We start from the raw sequence: 15902 nt of genomic DNA, 5'->3' as shown, positions 1-15902 counted from the left end.
CCCGACCGCGTTCGCCCGGCCGGTCGTTATAATTCCTGACATTCGCCGGTGTGGGTGGTCTTTCGGGATTGTTCGTCACACAGCGTGGTTTTGTACTATCCTCTTCTTCATTTAGTCACTGATAACCTGTTTGCCATCAATGGAATACAGCCCGCCTCCACTCTTTAAGCAAGGTGCCTCGGCACGCGGCAAGGCGATTGTTTGTACGTTGCTGGCGCTGACACTGCTGATCGTCGACGCACGGTTGCACGCACTCGTGTTTCTGCGGCAGACTGTGGGCACAGTGCTGTATCCGGTTCAGACGATAGCCCTTGTGCCGCGTAACGCTGCTTATCGCATGATCGATTACTTCTCCACCTTATCCTCCGTAGAAAAAGAAAATCGCGAATTACGTACAGTGCAAGCTGCGCGTGCGCAGCAATTGCAACAAGCACAGTTGCTCGCGGTGGAAAACGTTCAACTGCGCAAGCTGTTAGGCGCGCAACAACAATTGCCGGTGAAATCGGTGATGAGCGAAATTCTTTATGATGCTCGCGATCCATTCACCCGCAAAGTTGTGGTTGATCGTGGTTCGCAACAAGGCGTGGTTGCCGGTCAGCCCGTTATTGACGACGCGGGTATCGTCGGGCAGGTGACACGCGTGTTTCCATTTACCTCTGAGATAACATTATTAACCGATAAAGATCAGGCAATTCCGGTTCAGGTTTTACGGAACGGGTTGCGCAGTGTCGCCTATGGTCGGGGCCAATCCGGTTTCCTTGATTTACGGTTCATGTCGGCCAACGCAGATGTTAAAAAAGACGACGTATTGGTGACTTCGGGTATTGACGGCGTTTATCCGCCAGGTTTAACGGTGGCAAAAGTGGTGTTAGTTGAAAATAAATCTGCAGATGCTTTTGCACATATCGTTTGCGAGCCCGCAGCCGGTATCGACCGCCATAGGCAGCTGCTGATCTTACTGGTTGATCCCAAACCGGTTCCTCGTCCCGACGATGCAGTGAAGGCAAGTAATGGAAAAGTCGACACATTGAGCAAGCGCCGGTTGACCGACAGTCCGCGAGAAAAAGCCCAAGAAGCAGCCCAGGAAGCAGCGAACGCCGCGAGTGAAGCGGACAAAAAAGCTAACAAAGATGCGGTGAAGACCGTTGAGAAGAGTGCAAAAGCTGAACTGGCGCGTAAAAAACTACAGGAACGTGGTCGATGAGCCGTCCTCACTACATTTTATTGCCGGCCAATCCGCTTTTTATCGGGCTTACGCTGGTGTTGGCTTTTTTTCTGAACATACTGCCGTGGGGACAAATGCAGGGTGTTCCCGATTTTGTCGCGCTGGTGTTGATATTTTGGAGTATTCATCAGCCGCGCAAGATCGGCATCGTTATCGCATTTTGCATGGGATTGTTGGTCGACGTGCATGACGCAACGCTGTTGGGCCAAAATGCACTGGCGTACACACTCCTTTCGTACTTCGCGATCATGATTCACCGACGCGTATTATGGTTTTCGCCATTGGGACAGGCTCTGCACATACTACCGTTGCTGTTATTGACGCAAGCTGTTCAACTCGTTTTGCGGTTGATCATTAGCGGCAAGTTTCCTGGATGGCTATTTTTCACGGAAAGCCTGGTCAGCATGCTTTTGTGGCCGTTGCTCAGCTGGATGTTACTAGCGCCGCAACGACGTGCCATCAATCGTGATGACAATCGTCCGATTTAATTATGCGTCGCTCCTTACGGCGGCGATCGCCATTCTCTGCGCCAGAATCTCACGGTGCAAACCTCATGACAGAATTTAAGAATACCGAACGCGAACTCCACAACTTCCGAATGCGGATCGCCGCGGTGGTGGTGTTCGTTCTATTTTGCTTTTCGCTCCTGGTCGCGCGTTTTGTCTGGCTGCAGGTTATCCGTCACGACGTCTACGCGGCACAAGCCGAAGAAAACCGTATCTCCTTAGTCCCGATAGTCCCTAATCGTGGACTCATTCTGGACCGTAACGGAGTGGTGCTGGCGCGCAACTATTCGGCGTATACACTCGAAATCACCCGCTCAAAAATCAACGGCAAACTGGAAGACGTGATTGATGATTTGTCTAAGTTGATTGAAATCGGGCCGAAGGACCGACGGCGCTTTAAAAAATTGATGGATGATTCAAAAAGCTTCGCCAGCTTGCCTATCCGCACGCGGCTTACCGATGAAGAGGTCGCCAAATTCACAGTTCAGCGTTATCGTTTCCCCGGCGTTGACGTGCAGGCGCGTTTGTTCCGCGAATATCCGCTCGGCGACGTTGCCGCGCACGTAATTGGCTATATCGGACGCATTAGCCCGGATGATGCAAAAGCGCTTGAGGATAACGACGGTTCGGCCAACTATAAAGGCACCGATTACATCGGCAAGGAAGGCTTGGAAAAGAGCTACGAGACCCAATTGCACGGTACTACGGGTTATCAGGAAATCGAAGTGTCCGCGAGTGGCCGTGCGGTCCGCACGTTGTCGCGTACATCTGCCATACCGGGTAACAATCTGATTCTTTCCATCGATATCGAATTGCAAAAAATCGTACAGCAAGCTTTTGGCGATCATCGAGGCGCGCTGGTCGCCATTGATCCGGCCACGGGCGACATTCTGGCCTATGTGTCGCAACCAACCTATGATTTGAACCTGTTTGTCGACGGCATTGATCAGCAAAGTTGGAACGAACTCCTGAATTCGCCGGATCATCCGCTGATCAATCGTCCAATGAACGGCGCGTATCCCCCAGGTTCAACTTATAAGCCATTTATGGCACTGGCCGGGCTCGAGTTGGGCAAGCGTACGCCGCAGCAGACTATCCGGGATCAAGGCTTTTTCATGCTCGGTGGTCACCGTTTCCGCGATGATAAAGTTGGCGGGCACGGCGTGGTAGACATGTATAAGGCAATTGTCGAATCATGCGACACCTATTTCTATATGTTAGCCAACGACTTGGGTGTTGATGCCATCCATGACTTCATGAAGCCGTTCGGCTTCGGTCAGCTCACCGGGATCGATCTGGAGCATGAGCGCACTGGCTTGCTGCCATCGACCGCATGGAAGCGATCCGCCTTTAAAACAGTCGCACGTCAGAAATGGCAAGGCGGTGATACTGTTTCTCTGGGTATCGGCCAGGGATTTAATACTTTTACACCGCTACAGATCGCCCATGCGACCGCCACGCTAGTCAATAATGGCATTGTAATGAAGCCGCATCTGGTAAAGATCATCGAGGATGGTGTGACCCATGCACATACCGAGACGGTGCCGAAAGAAAGCTTCAGGATTCCGTTAAAGCAGGAAAATATCGACTTTATCAAACGTGCGATGGTGGGCGTTACGCACGCCGGTACAGCAGCGCGGGTTTTTGCCGGGGCGGGTTACGAGTCAGGCGGCAAGACCGGAACCGCGCAGGTATTTACGATCAAACAAAATGAAAAATACAACCAGCACGCCGTCGGTGAACGCTTCCGCGACCATGCGTTGTATACAGCGTTTGCTCCGGCCGACAAGCCAACCATTGCCATCGCTGTGATTGTCGAAAATGGCGGCTTCGGTGCGGCCGCTGCAGCGCCAATCGCGCGTAAAGCATTGGATTACTATTTGCTTGGAAAACGGCCGGGTGACACCGATAAGCCGAGCGTCGTGATGCCTCCGCTGGACGAGCAGTCGCCGGCTACCGAAGGCAAACCGGATACCGGCGATGATGAGTCTTATAAGCCGGGCGCGGAAACACCAGGAAATCGCGAGTGATGTCGTATTGCACGCTGCAGCATCGGCTCGCTCCGCGAGTGTTGCATTTATTTGCTATTTGAACTTGTCGCTTAATTAGAACGAAACAATGAATTTTTCTCCAAAAAGTTCCTGGTGGCGTCAGATCAAATCGCATGTTGCGATCTTTGATGGACCTTTATCGCTGATCATTTTTTTGATCTTGTCGGTCGGAATCGTGACCTTGTACTCGGCTGGAATTGATTTTCCGGGACGCGTAGAGGACCAACTGCGAAATATTTTGGTGGCATTTATTGTAATGTGGGTCGCCGCCAGTATCCCGCCGCAAACCCTGATGCGATTTTCGGTTCCCATTTATACCGTCGGCGTGGCTTTACTGGTCGCAGTAGCGATGTTTGGCATGGTCAAAAAAGGCGCACGCCGCTGGATAAATTTTGGCGTCGTGATCCAACCTTCCGAGATTATGAAGATTGCCATGCCATTGATGCTCGCATGGTATTTTCAGAAACGCGAAGGCATGATTTCCTGGCGTGACTATCTGGTGGCCGGACTCCTGTTGGTCGTGCCGGTCGGGCTGATTATTCGCCAGCCGGATTTGGGTACCGGGACGTTGGTGCTGGCAGCTGGATTTTATGTCATCTTTCTGGCGGGATTAAGCTGGCGGGTTTTGGTCGGCCTGGTGATTGCGGTGGGTGCCAGCTTACCGGTCGTCTGGACCGTGTTGCACGACTATCAACGCCAACGCGTGATGATGTTGATCGACCCGACATCCGATCCCCTCGGAAAAGGTTTTCACATTATTCAATCAACGATTGCAGTTGGTTCCGGCGGCATTTTTGGCAAAGGTTGGCTTAAGGGGACGCAGTCGCATCTGGAGTTTATCCCCGAGCGCACCACCGATTTTATTTTTGCAGTGTTCTCGGAAGAGTTTGGTTTGATCGGGAATAGCATTTTGTTGTTCCTGTATATTTTACTGATCGCCCGCGGGCTGATGATCGCAGCCAACGCGCCAACCATGTTCACGCGTTTGCTGGCCGGATCCATCACGATGATTTTCTTCACATACGCGTTTGTTAATATGGGAATGGTCAGTGGTATTCTTCCAGTGGTCGGGGTGCCGTTACCGTTCTTGAGCTACGGCGGTACTGCATTGGTGACGCTCGGACTGGGCGCTGGAATTTTGATGAGTATCCAACGGCACCGTAAATTGATTCAGACCTGAGCGTCGCTGGCGGCGGGTCGATGGTCGATTATTCGTTGGTGGTTTACTGACTATTTTTTGCGCTGCCTTGTCACCAACCCGGCGTCGATCAGATGGATCCGATTGCCAAGGAAAACGTCATGACATTTTGCATCCTCAATTTTTTTTCTCGCCATCCGTATCTTGGCCACCGATTTGCCGGCCACCGGGATGCCGGCCACCGGAGTGCCGACCACCGGAGTGCAGGCCACCGATTTGCCGGCCACCGATATGTCGGCCACCGATTTGTCGAATTGCGCCGAATAATGAGCGCCTTGGTGCCGCTGTTGATCGTCGCCGGCTGCAGTACCGCGCCAACAGCTCCCGATGGCCGCTCGGGGCCCTCAACACCTTCCAAGTCGTCCTCCTCTTCACGGTCGGCCTCGGGCGCGCCGGTGATGCCCGCAGCGGGTTCAGGTCGGGGCGGATACTATAAGGATGATGGTCCCGGCGATGACATCCCGGAGGGGTTGCAGAACACCGCCGATGCGGTTCCCACGATTGAGCCTTATTCGCGTACCGGTAATAAGCCTTACGTCGTATTCGGCAAAACCTACACCCCTTTGATCGACGACAAACCGTTTAAACAGCGCGGCATTGGTAGTTGGTACGGCAAGAAATTTCACAAACAACGCACCTCGTCGGGCGAGCCTTACGACATGTACAAAATGACGGCGGCGCACCCGACTTTACCCATTCCTTCATACGCGCGCGTGACGAACCTCAAAACGGGCAAACAGATCATTGTTCGCATCAATGATCGCGGACCATTCCACTCAACCAGAATTATCGATTTATCCTACACGGCAGCGCTGAGGTTGGGTTACCTTGGCAGCGGCAGTAGTGAACTCGAAGTAGAACGACTGCTACCAGCCGACATTCTTGCAATGAACAAATCGACCGGCGCGTCTGTGCCGGATCCATTGGACGGTGCCACAGCCATGGCGGTGAACAGTCCATCAGTAGACAGCACGGCACTGGAATTAATGGCGTCACCGCGTCCACAACCAGGTCTAGTGAGCGACGTAGCAGGCGCAGACAGTATCGCCAACCGGCCAGACGAACATCGGGAAAAAAGTCAAAGCAACCCAACAGCACAAGGTTCGCAAGGTTATTATTTGCAACTGGGCGCATTCTCCCGACAACCGAATGCTGAGATGGAGCGACAACGATTGTTGCAGCAGCTGCCGGGAATTGTCAGTACAGACGCATTAGATGATGTGGCCGTCGGCGGCATTTATCGTTTATACGCTGGGCCTTATGCCACACGCCCAGCCGCGGAAGAAGCAGCAGCACTGGTGCGCCAACGTGCCGCGGTTAATGCCATCATCGTATTAAAGTAAATTTATTCGAGTACTCTCTGGTGCTACGTAAAAGCTACTTAAGCGCCATTTAACTTTTTAAGCAATCGTCGCATGCACGCGACGATTGTTGATCTACTGTTGTATCAGTCGTGATCGTACCTTTCTACGATCAAACGTCATTGCGTACGCGAGTCAAAGAGATACATGCACGAAAACGCATAGTTCCTCCTGATTACGATGCAGGGCAACGCCAGCCACGCCATCCGCACCATCCATACCAGCCACACCATCCACGCCTCCCGTTACGCTCGACCTTAGCCCACCGGTTTCCTGACGGTTTTTCGATTGAGCGGCCTGCCTGCCGATAACCTCGTGCGTTAAATTTTCCCCCTCTACAATTCAAACAATAAAACCAGAACGGGACAAAAATTAACGTCATTTTGTGACTATTTGATCAAGCGCGGTCAGCTCCTAGGCCGCGCCCATTAACGCCAATGCAAAAAATATGTCTTGCAGGGCGAGTCTAAGTAATTGCCTAGACTAGCGCAGTGCCGTGCAAAAACTGGCTATTGATCTATGCAAAAATGATCTCGGGAAATATTGACGGGACTTCCAGCATAGCCCTAATGGAGATAATTTCATGGACATAACCGCGTCGTCGACATCGTTGAGCTTGCAAGTGTTGCAACCCTACGCGCTGAATATTCGTGTGCCGATACCCGGAGATCCGGCATGAGCGAGGCTCCCACGATTATTTCTTCCCGACTCAATGAGCGGGGTATGCAGGAAGCACACGTTTGTTTGACGCCAACAGCAAACAAGTCTATCAAAATCATAGATTGCGACCCGCGACCGATCGTACCGGTAATTTTTTTGCCAGGTGTTATGGGAACCAATCTGAAAACGGGCGATGGCGGGGCGGCATGGATAGCACCCAATATGGGCGGACCCATCGAGCTTATTGACGCCATTTTGTCGCTCCTGGGATGGGCTTTCAGGGGAGCTGCGGATCGCCAGAAACGCCTGAATCCAAAAAATATGGCGGTGGATAACACTGGGACGATTGACGTTGGTGAAAGTGGATTAACAAAGGAGGATGCAAAGTCACGTGGGTGGGGAGAAGTCCACAAGGACAGTTATCACGGTATCCTGGCCTACCTGCAAGTCCAGTTAAATAACCCGATGCTGTATGGAGAACCGGTGGGTGACTGGGTTAGTCCTCAGTCGGCCGAAAGTGAACACAATCCGAAATTGCTACCGACAGCCATACTCGGTACTGCTCCCAGCCGGTATGGTGCGGTTATGGACGGAGAGACGATGGATGTTGCGTCGCTGAAGGTATTTGCGGCACATCAATATCCGGTGTTTGCAGTAGGGTACAACTGGGCACAGTCAAACGCGCAGTCAGCAGCGGACGTATTTATTCGTATTCAAAAAATTTGTAAGCAATACGGCGCAGAAAAAGCAATTGTCGTCACCCATTCAATGGGTGGCATTGTAGCGCGTGGCATGAATGCGCTGATACCGGAAAGTAGAGATTTGATCGTTGGCATCGTCCATGGCGCACAGCCTGCGAGGGGCGCGCCAATAGCGGCCAAGCGCTTTAGGACGGGAGTTGAGGGCGGCTTTGTGGAAAGGTCGTTTTTCGGTGCCAACGCGGATGAGTGGACCGCCGTCTCGGCCAGTTCGCCCGCTGCGCTTGAACTTATGCCGATGCCGGATTATCTGGATGGAAAACCGTGGTGGTTTATTCAGGATGATGACGGAAACGACGTGCTGGCGTTACCGCAAGCGTCTGCGGCAGAGGAACTTTACGATAGTACGGCGTGGTATGCCTTGATTCCTGATTCGAATGAGGCGTTGATTGATCCTGCTGGGATTATAAAAAATGATATTCAGATGTCCAAGAAAACGTCGACGGTACGTGGTGTATTTGTGGATGCAATAAAGAATGCGAATCAATTTCAAGCATCCATCGGTGGCCAGTACCATCCCCGCACTTATGCCCTGTATGGCGAGGGTGCCTCCTCGGACCATACCGTAAGCACCAGAACAGACGAAGAATTGCGAACCTACGGAATCGTGCGTTGGCGCGGTTCTTTACCAGTAGGAACGACCGCTGCTGACCTACGTGCCGCCACATTGGTGAGTGATAACCATCGCGGTGTATGGAAAATTAACGTGCGCGGTCAGATAGTAACGCTGACGGTACGAGGCCCCGATCAAGCCGGTGACGGTACTGTTCCTGCGCCATCTGCAGCAAAACAAAACAGCGCAAATGGCGTACGGCAGTCGTTTAAACAGGCCGGTTATGACCATCAGTTTTGTTACAACCACCCATGGGCGCGATGGGCAGCCTTGTATGGTGTCGCGCAAATCTCACAATCGATTGTATCTACGGGACCTTAGAAAGCGATGTTAAAAATAATCGCAAGTGCCATCCTCGAAAAGCACGCCATAGCGTCGTGCTTACTCTGTTCCGGGCTGATCGCCGGTTGCACAACCAACAACCCTGCTCATCAGGAGACACCAATGAAATGGATGAAAAATCCGAGGACCCTTTGCATTGGACGGTTCGTTATAGACATACCCACCGAAATGCAATTGAAGACCGATGAATATCATTACGCTGGACATGAGTTGAGGTCAACGCCCTCTGTCATGCGCTACAGTTTTGATCATATTGTTAACGAACGGGTGGCAGTTTTGCTATCAAAAAAACGTAAGGATTATTCGGGAAAAACTGTTCTACTAACCGATATCCCGTGGCTGGAAACAAATATGGCAATTGAATCGAATTCACGTTTGCTTGTGTATAACGAGACGTCAAGGGATAGATTGAGATTGTCATATATGAGCGAGGGCTATGTTTGGTCCAATGACACATTGCTTTTTGCCACTCCTCTTACTAGCTTTGAGATGATCGAAGACGCCATTGACGTCGCGAAGGATGTGCTTCCCAGAGTCTCTGGTCGCCTTAACACAGAGATATCGACGAAGCCAGGCTTTTGCTTCGATGGAGGCTTAGTCAAGGGGCTGCAGAAATATAACGAATCGGTAACAGCCTATTTCGAACGACCGTCTACCCTAGGCGGAATGATTTTCGGTATCGAAACGCGACCCACCGTAAAGGTCGACGATAAGCTGCTTGATCGTAAATCATTCTTCGTACAAGCCCTCGGCAAGCTGATCGGCCATACGAGCACGATACGCGACGGAGAACGCACGGTCGCCGGAATGGATGGCCAGGAATGGCTCTTGAAGGTTACCGCAGGGGCCATTACCGCCTACAATTTCGTGTGGGAGTTCAAGGGGCAGATTGCTAACGACGGGGAGCCCATGCATGTCACTCAACCGCATGCCTATCTCCAGTTGAGAGTGGGGGGTGAAACACGCGATGCCAAAACAAACGCACGTCAAACTTCAGCGTTAACGGAACAGGAAGCGCTTGATTTGTGGGAGGCTCTTCTTCAGGGAACCCGTCTGCGGCCGAACGCGGCATAATTTTTGCCTGATAGCAGTTCATAGTCCAACTAACAAGTGTTGCCGGCATCACGAAAAATATTATACGGCGCGCGATATTTGTTGTTGTGCTGATGCTTACCAGTGGATTATGCGTCACCCGCGGAGTATCTTATTTAACTGTTAGCCAATCCCAAGTCATCAAATCGTCATGTGATTTTCATACGCATGACATATTTGATGGTGATACTTCGAGCATTCATGCTGCGCATCCTGTTGATGACGCGCTCCATCTTTGTTCAACACAGATTGGTACTAAAAATGATGCTTGAAATTAACGGTTTGTCGAAAACATTTCGGGGCGGATTTAAGGCATTGAATCAGGTCAGCCTGTCGTTCAAATCAGGAGAAATGGTCGCACTTATTGGTGCTTCCGGTTCCGGGAAGTCAACGTTGTTACGTCATCTGTCGGGATTGATGGCAGCCGATGTCGACGGTGGCGAAGTGCACGTCAATGGGCAGCCGGTGCAACAGAACGGTTTGATCAATCGCAACATTCGTGCGGTGCGCGCAAATATTGGGTTCGTATTTCAGCAATTTAATTTGGTTGGTCGTCTGCCTGTCCTGACTAATGTCTTGACTGGTGGGCTGTCGCGCATGCCGCTCTGGCGTAGTTGCTTTAAGCTTTTCACTGCGGAAGAAAAAGCACAGGGGATGGCGGCGCTAGCGCGCGTGGGTATCTCCGATCATGCGTACAAGCGTGCTTCGGCATTATCTGGCGGTCAGCAGCAACGGGCCGCGATCGCTCGTACAATTGTGCAAAAAGCACGCATTGTCCTCGCCGATGAGCCGATTGCCTCGCTCGATCCGGAATCTGCGCGCCGCGTGATGCAAACGTTGGCAGACCTGAATCGCGAGGATGGCACGACGATCATTGTGTCGCTGCATCAAGTCGATGTGGCTTTGCGCTTTTGCACCCGCACCGTGGCACTCAACAAAGGTCGGGTGGTCTACGACGGCCCGTCTGCCGCATTGACCGAACACATGTTACGTGAATTATACGGTACCGAAGCAGAGGATATTCTCGGCGGATCGAATTCCTTAACCCGCCCGAAGATTGATGTCCCGACCATCTTTGATACGGCCAGAATCAAAGTCGCTTTGGCATAGATATACCCTTGAATTTCGCTTCAATTCGACTGATGAACAATATCGGTTGGTGTTCGATCAAACCAACAAATGTCTCCTTTTAATCTCATTTAACCTTCAATCAAGGTACCGACATGCTTAAGAAAATACTCTCCACCGCTGTAATCGCGTTTGCGATTCTTGCAGCGGGCGTCGTGCACGCGCAGGATGCAGAAAAGGTCATTAATTTCGGTATCATTTCTACCGAATCGTCAAAGAATCTCAAGCAGGATTGGCAGCCCGTTCTGGATGAAATGAGCAAAAAGTTGGGCATGAAAGTGAATGCTTTTTTTGCGTCTGACTATGCCGGTATCATTGAAGGTATGCGCTTTGGAAAGGTGCAGATGGCATGGTTTGGTAACAAGTCGGCGATGGAAGCGGTTGATCGCGCCAGCGGTGAAGTGTTTGCGCATGTAGTCAATCCCGATGGCTCGGAAGGTTACTACAGCTTGGTTGGCGTAAATAAGGATAGCCCGATTAAAAGTATTGAAGATGTCCTGAAAAATGCCAAGAGTCTGAACTTCGGCATCGGGGATCCAAATTCAACTTCTGGCTTCCTCGTTCCCAGTTATTACATTTTTGCGAAAAATAATCTCGACTCAAAGACTACGTTCAAAACCATCCGCAGCGCAAATCATGAGTCGAATATTTTGGCTGTCGCTAACAAGCAGGTCGATGCTGCGGTGTTCGCCTCCGACACGATGGAGCGTATAACCGCACGCCAACCGGATACGGCGAGTAAAGTGCGCGTAATCTGGAAATCTCCGCTTATCGCCGCTGATCCTTTGGTCTGGCGTAAAGATTTGCCAGCCGCAACCAAAATCAAGATCAAGGATTTCTTTCTGAACTACGGCCGCACAGGTCCAAATGCTGCCCAGGAAAAGGTGCAATTGGAAAAGCTACAATTTAGCGGTTTTAAAGACTCCAGCGACGCGCAGTTGAATCCAGTGCGTCAGCTTGAATTGTTCAAGGACAAAAACAAAATCGAAGCTGACACCAATCTGAATGTCGATGAAAAGAAAGCAAAACTGGATGATATCGACCGTAAGCTGACCGAACTGGCAAAAGCGTAAAAAATGACGACGTTAGCTCCTTCAAAAATGCAGAAAACCAGCGCTCATCATACGCTGCCGCTACCCCCCGGGCAGCCGCTTGCACGCACTTTGCTTTGGGGAGTATTGGTGGCGATTTTGCTGGCCTCCTGGAGGGGAGCAGATATGCGACCGCTGGAGCTGTTGAGGGATGGAAGCAACATGGGCGTGTATGCAGCCAGCTTCTTTCCGCCGGATTTTCATGATTGGAGAGTCTATCTGGAAGAAATGCTGGTGACCATGCAAATCGCTGTGTGGGGCACAGCCCTGGCCGTCGTCTGTGCGGTGCCATGTGGCCTGTTGGCATCGTCGAATATTGCGCCGGCATGGGTCAGTCAGCCGGTGCGGCGTTTGATGGACGCGGCGCGCGCGATCAACGAAATGGTGTTTGCGATGTTGTTTGTTGTGGCCGTGGGACTTGGCCCTTTTGCCGGAGTACTGGCACTCTTTGTTGCCACCACCGGAACCTTATCAAAATTATTTTCCGAGGCGGTGGAAGCGATTGATCCGCAGCCGGTTGAAGGAATTCGTGCAACCGGTGCACACGCGCTGGAAGAGATCGTTTTTGGCGTGTTACCACAGGTAATGCCGTTGTGGATCTCTTACATTCTGTATCGCTTCGAGGCGAACGTTCGCTCTGCGACGGTGCTCGGAATGGTCGGTGCAGGCGGTATCGGCGTTATCTTGTGGGAGGTGATTCGTAGCTTTGAGTATGCGCAAACTTGTGCAGTCTTATTGATCGTGGTTGTGGCAGTGACGTTGATTGATCTAGGCTCTTCGCGCTTGCGAAAATTATTTATTTAACCGCGGGTATCTGCACGAATGTTTTAGCGGCATCCAATCAGCGATACCAAAACGAGGGGTAAAGAAGCTGTTATCCTTGGGAAACAGCGCTTTATTACTTTCCCCTTTATTTATGATAATCCCTACTGTTATCGATTCTGACAATCCGACTTCCCGTCATATAGTGATACGACTTGCGACGGTTGATGATGCTGCGACACTGGTCGCGCTGCTGGCTGAGATGGACGAGCCGGGAGAGCAATCAGAAAATATGGCGCGACTCAGTATCGAAGGCGCACGCGATATTGTGGCGCGCATGGCCTCTTATCCTAATTTCCGCGTATTCTTGATCTTTTATGACGGCATCGTTGTGGGCACGTTCAGTCTGCTGATTTTTTGTAGTCTGGCACACGATGGCAGCGAGCAAGCTGTGCTGGATGCTGTCGTCATCAGTCGGCACAGTCGCGGGCAGGGCATTGGTAGCGCGATGTTGGAGCACGCTTGTAAAATAGCCGCTGACGATGGGTGTTACAAAATCGCGCTATCATCGAATCTCAAACGCATGGACGCCCATCGCTTTTATGAAACTTACGGTTTCCAGCAACATGGGATTAGTTTTGCGTTGCCGCTTTAGCATTACTCAGTTTCCATCAAGTTGAAGAAAATTCATGCACGGCAATCTTTTGGAATGTCTGATTATCTGAAAATTTCTGCAATTTTCTGCAATTTTCCTCGATCTCAAAGCAAGGCACACATTATGCATTCCGATCTGCAACCAAAAAAATCAGAAGACGCCCACTTGCCGAGTGATCTGGTGACGCTGAGATCTCGCGATGGCGCTGAAATTTCCGTGTCGTTACACGGTGGACATGTTTGCTCATGGCGCACCGCCGATGGTGTCGAGCGCCTGTTTTTGAGTGCGCTCACCAAGTGGGACGGGGCTACTGCGATTCGCGGCGGCATTCCAGTAATCTTCCCGCAGTTTGCAAATCGGGGACCATTGCCGAAGCACGGTTTTGCGCGGACTTCGCTGTGGACGCTTGCGGCCACCCGTATGTGTGAAAATGGCGATGGATTTATTCATCTCACTCTGCGCGAGTCGGTGGAATCCAGACTGCTGTTCCCTTACAACTTTAAACTCGACCTGCATGTCACGTTTTCAGGGGAATCAATTAATACCACGCTCACGGTAGCCAATACTGGAGCGGAAACCTTCAGCTTTACCGGTGCTTTACATTCTTATTTGGTCGCCGACGTTGCGCAGGCATCCATCCATGGATTATCTGGCTTGCCTGCTGAAAATAGTGTTGCAGGTAGTCGTCTGAACTTCGATGAGCATGGCGAGTTGCGTATCGAATCGGAGGTGGATTGTATTTTTTTCCAGGTCCGCGAGCCTGTTGTGTTGACGGTGGAAAACCATTCGATCACGTCACAGCAAGTCGGCTTTGCAGATGTTGTGGTGTGGAATCCGTGGAGCGACGGCAGCAAGACTATCTCGGATCTTAACGATGATGCGTACAAAGATTTTGTTTGTATTGAAGCGGCGGCCATAGAAAAGCCGGTGATACTGGCTGCTGGCCATCAATGGAGTGGGCAGCAGCACCTTACGGCCCAGACTTTGCGCTAGACAACCTAAAAGCAAATTTAACCAACTAAATACATTGCCTCTGGTCTGCGACCAAAGGCAATGTAGACGGGAAATTAAGTTTTGGCAGAAAAAATATCTGCCAGTTGACTACCGGCAATGTCAATCGGCCCGCTATTGTCGATATAGATGATATTTTCGTCCTGGTTGGCACCGAACGCTACACTCCGTAACAAACGATTTTCCAGTGCCACGCCGGATTCACGCTGTCGATTTTCGATGCGCCTTCTGATGATGTCAGGGCTTGCAACAATCCAGATAACCGTCGCATTAGGAAATAACTGCCTTAGTTGCGGCACGTACTCGCGTGACCCGTTAACGACCACATCCTTGCCCGCTTTCAAGTCCGCTTCAATCCCTCGCGGTATGCCGTAGCGTGTCTCGTTAGCCTGCCATGTCATGCTAAAAGCCCCTCCTTGCTCGGCTTGAAAAAATTGATCCGAAGTCATGACATGATGCACCTCGCTGGCATGAGCCGGGCGAGTGACGCACCGCTGCGAAAAAACGACGTTCGTCTCTTCCGGCAACCGGGCCTGTACCCATTGCAATAACGCGTCTTTGCCCACTCCGGATGGTCCAACCACAAAGAACAGGCGGCCTTGCTGGGGGAAATCCGGCCCTGCGATTGATGTAGCATCGGGAGCGGGGCGGAAAGGGAAGTGCTTCCAGATCGTCATCGCCGCGCCGGGAAAAGATTCCTTGAAAATAGTCAGGCCATCAATCATAAAGGGCTTCGTTGTCGCTACGGCCGTGGAGAAGCATTTTTCCGCAGCGCGGCGGATAGCCGCCGCGAACTCCTTGTCCTGCGATACCAGCGAATCGGTCAGCGTCAGATGGAAGCGATATTCTTCTTCGGTGTATTGGTAGCCCCATTGTGCAAGGAGCGCTTCCTGGCGATCACTTAATGTCGTTTTTCTGCGCTTGGTGAGTTCAGCTTTGGTGGGCGGTGCTCTAAGCAAATCGAAATAACGTACACAACGCATGGCAAGGGCACTGATCTGTTGTTTGCTAGCGGGGTCTGTGGTTTGCAACGCCAGAAAATTTCCTAAACGATGCACACCAAGGTCTTTCACTTCGAATGCATTTTGCAAACTGGAAAAGGAGTGCGCCATCGCGACCAGATGGGCCTCGGAAAAGCCATTTTCCAACCGAAACGGTGCCTTCAAGGTGGCGTGAAATCCATATCGACGTGCATCAGTGGTTAATTGATGCAAGTTCGCGCTTGAACCATTGGCGACGCCGGGTTGCGCGACCGTGAGATTGGTGGCGGCATCCCGGCCTAACCAATGCATTCCCGCATTCCACCAGGCGTCGTTGTGGATCGGTGCGAAATACAAAGCGTAGCGGGGATTCTCATTGACATTAGCCCCCGAAGAGTTAGCGTCGCAGGAATTCTCGGCTGGGGTGTTAAATCCGTTATCGGTCATAAGATTGGGTGCGAAATCAAAG

General features: G+C 51.4%; 14 protein-coding genes. 12 read left to right on the top strand and 2 right to left on the bottom strand.

The annotated features are described in order from the left end of the window. The first annotated feature begins 139 nt into the window (after positions 1 to 139). The 4 genes from mreC (at position 140) to rodA (ending at position 4962) form a co-directional block, all read left to right on the top strand. Positions 140 to 1204 carry a rod shape-determining protein MreC gene (mreC, locus tag JQN73_RS07470; protein ID WP_205323240.1) on the top strand — a complete coding sequence of 355 codons (1065 nt, stop codon included), beginning with the start codon at positions 140 to 142 and terminating at the stop codon, positions 1202 to 1204. Then, entirely contained in the window at positions 1201 to 1713 is a 513-nt protein-coding gene (gene mreD, locus JQN73_RS07465; RefSeq protein ID WP_205322459.1) for a rod shape-determining protein MreD, read from the top strand. The genes mreC and mreD overlap by 4 nt, the downstream gene beginning before the upstream one ends. Positions 1714 to 1778: 65 nt before the next feature. Beyond that, positions 1779 to 3761, top strand: coding sequence for a penicillin-binding protein 2 (mrdA, locus tag JQN73_RS07460; RefSeq protein WP_205322458.1), 1983 nt, complete (start codon positions 1779 to 1781; stop codon positions 3759 to 3761). Between the two features lie 88 nt (positions 3762 to 3849). Continuing rightward, positions 3850 to 4962, top strand: a complete 1113-nt coding sequence (gene rodA / locus JQN73_RS07455) for a rod shape-determining protein RodA (RefSeq protein ID WP_205322457.1) — start codon at positions 3850 to 3852, stop codon at positions 4960 to 4962. 50 nt (positions 4963 to 5012) lie between these two features. On the opposite strand, the gene JQN73_RS07450 is transcribed toward rodA, so the two are convergent. Continuing rightward, positions 5013 to 5222, bottom strand: a complete 210-nt coding sequence (locus JQN73_RS07450; protein WP_205322456.1) for a hypothetical protein — start codon at positions 5220 to 5222, stop codon at positions 5013 to 5015. Positions 5223 to 5246: 24 nt separating this feature from the next. Between JQN73_RS07450 and JQN73_RS07445 the strand changes: the two genes are divergently transcribed. The 8 genes from JQN73_RS07445 (at position 5247) to JQN73_RS07410 (ending at position 14435) form a co-directional block, all read left to right on the top strand. After that, a complete protein-coding gene (locus JQN73_RS07445; protein ID WP_205322455.1) occupies positions 5247 to 6323 on the top strand; it encodes a septal ring lytic transglycosylase RlpA family protein in 1077 nt (358 codons plus the stop codon). A 693-nt stretch (positions 6324 to 7016) separates the two neighbouring features. Beyond that, positions 7017 to 8693, top strand: a complete 1677-nt coding sequence (locus JQN73_RS07440; RefSeq protein ID WP_205322454.1) for a hypothetical protein — start codon at positions 7017 to 7019, stop codon at positions 8691 to 8693. 123 nt (positions 8694 to 8816) lie between these two features. Next, positions 8817 to 9788 carry a T6SS immunity protein Tli4 family protein gene (locus JQN73_RS07435; RefSeq protein WP_205322453.1) on the top strand — a complete coding sequence of 324 codons (972 nt, stop codon included), beginning with the start codon at positions 8817 to 8819 and terminating at the stop codon, positions 9786 to 9788. Positions 9789 to 10067: 279 nt separating this feature from the next. After that, the gene (gene phnC, locus JQN73_RS07430) at positions 10068 to 10916 is read left to right on the top strand and encodes a phosphonate ABC transporter ATP-binding protein (RefSeq protein WP_240162530.1); all 849 of its coding nucleotides are present in this window, start codon (positions 10068 to 10070) and stop codon (positions 10914 to 10916) included. A gap of 113 nt (positions 10917 to 11029) precedes the next feature. Beyond that, positions 11030 to 12007 carry a phosphonate ABC transporter substrate-binding protein gene (gene phnD, locus JQN73_RS07425; protein WP_205322452.1) on the top strand — a complete coding sequence of 326 codons (978 nt, stop codon included), beginning with the start codon at positions 11030 to 11032 and terminating at the stop codon, positions 12005 to 12007. A gap of 3 nt (positions 12008 to 12010) precedes the next feature. Then, the gene (phnE, locus tag JQN73_RS07420) at positions 12011 to 12829 is read left to right on the top strand and encodes a phosphonate ABC transporter, permease protein PhnE (protein WP_205322451.1); all 819 of its coding nucleotides are present in this window, start codon (positions 12011 to 12013) and stop codon (positions 12827 to 12829) included. Between the two features lie 112 nt (positions 12830 to 12941). After that, positions 12942 to 13442 (top strand): GNAT family N-acetyltransferase, encoded by a 501-nt coding sequence (locus tag JQN73_RS07415; protein WP_205322450.1) that lies wholly within the window; start codon positions 12942 to 12944, stop codon positions 13440 to 13442. 123 nt (positions 13443 to 13565) lie between these two features. Beyond that, on the top strand, positions 13566 to 14435 hold the full coding sequence (locus JQN73_RS07410; RefSeq protein WP_205322449.1) for a D-hexose-6-phosphate mutarotase: 870 nt from the start codon (positions 13566 to 13568) through the stop codon (positions 14433 to 14435). 74 nt (positions 14436 to 14509) lie between these two features. On the opposite strand, the gene phnN is transcribed toward JQN73_RS07410, so the two are convergent. After that, positions 14510 to 15880, bottom strand: coding sequence for a phosphonate metabolism protein/1,5-bisphosphokinase (PRPP-forming) PhnN (gene phnN, locus JQN73_RS07405; protein WP_205322448.1), 1371 nt, complete (start codon positions 15878 to 15880; stop codon positions 14510 to 14512). Between the last annotated feature and the right edge of the window lie 22 nt (positions 15881 to 15902).

Origin of the sequence: Glaciimonas sp. PAMC28666 (assembly GCF_016917355.1) — a bacterium.
Taxonomy (GTDB): Bacteria; Pseudomonadota; Gammaproteobacteria; order Burkholderiales; family Burkholderiaceae_D; genus Glaciimonas.
This window is presented reverse-complemented; position numbering and strand designations above follow the sequence as displayed.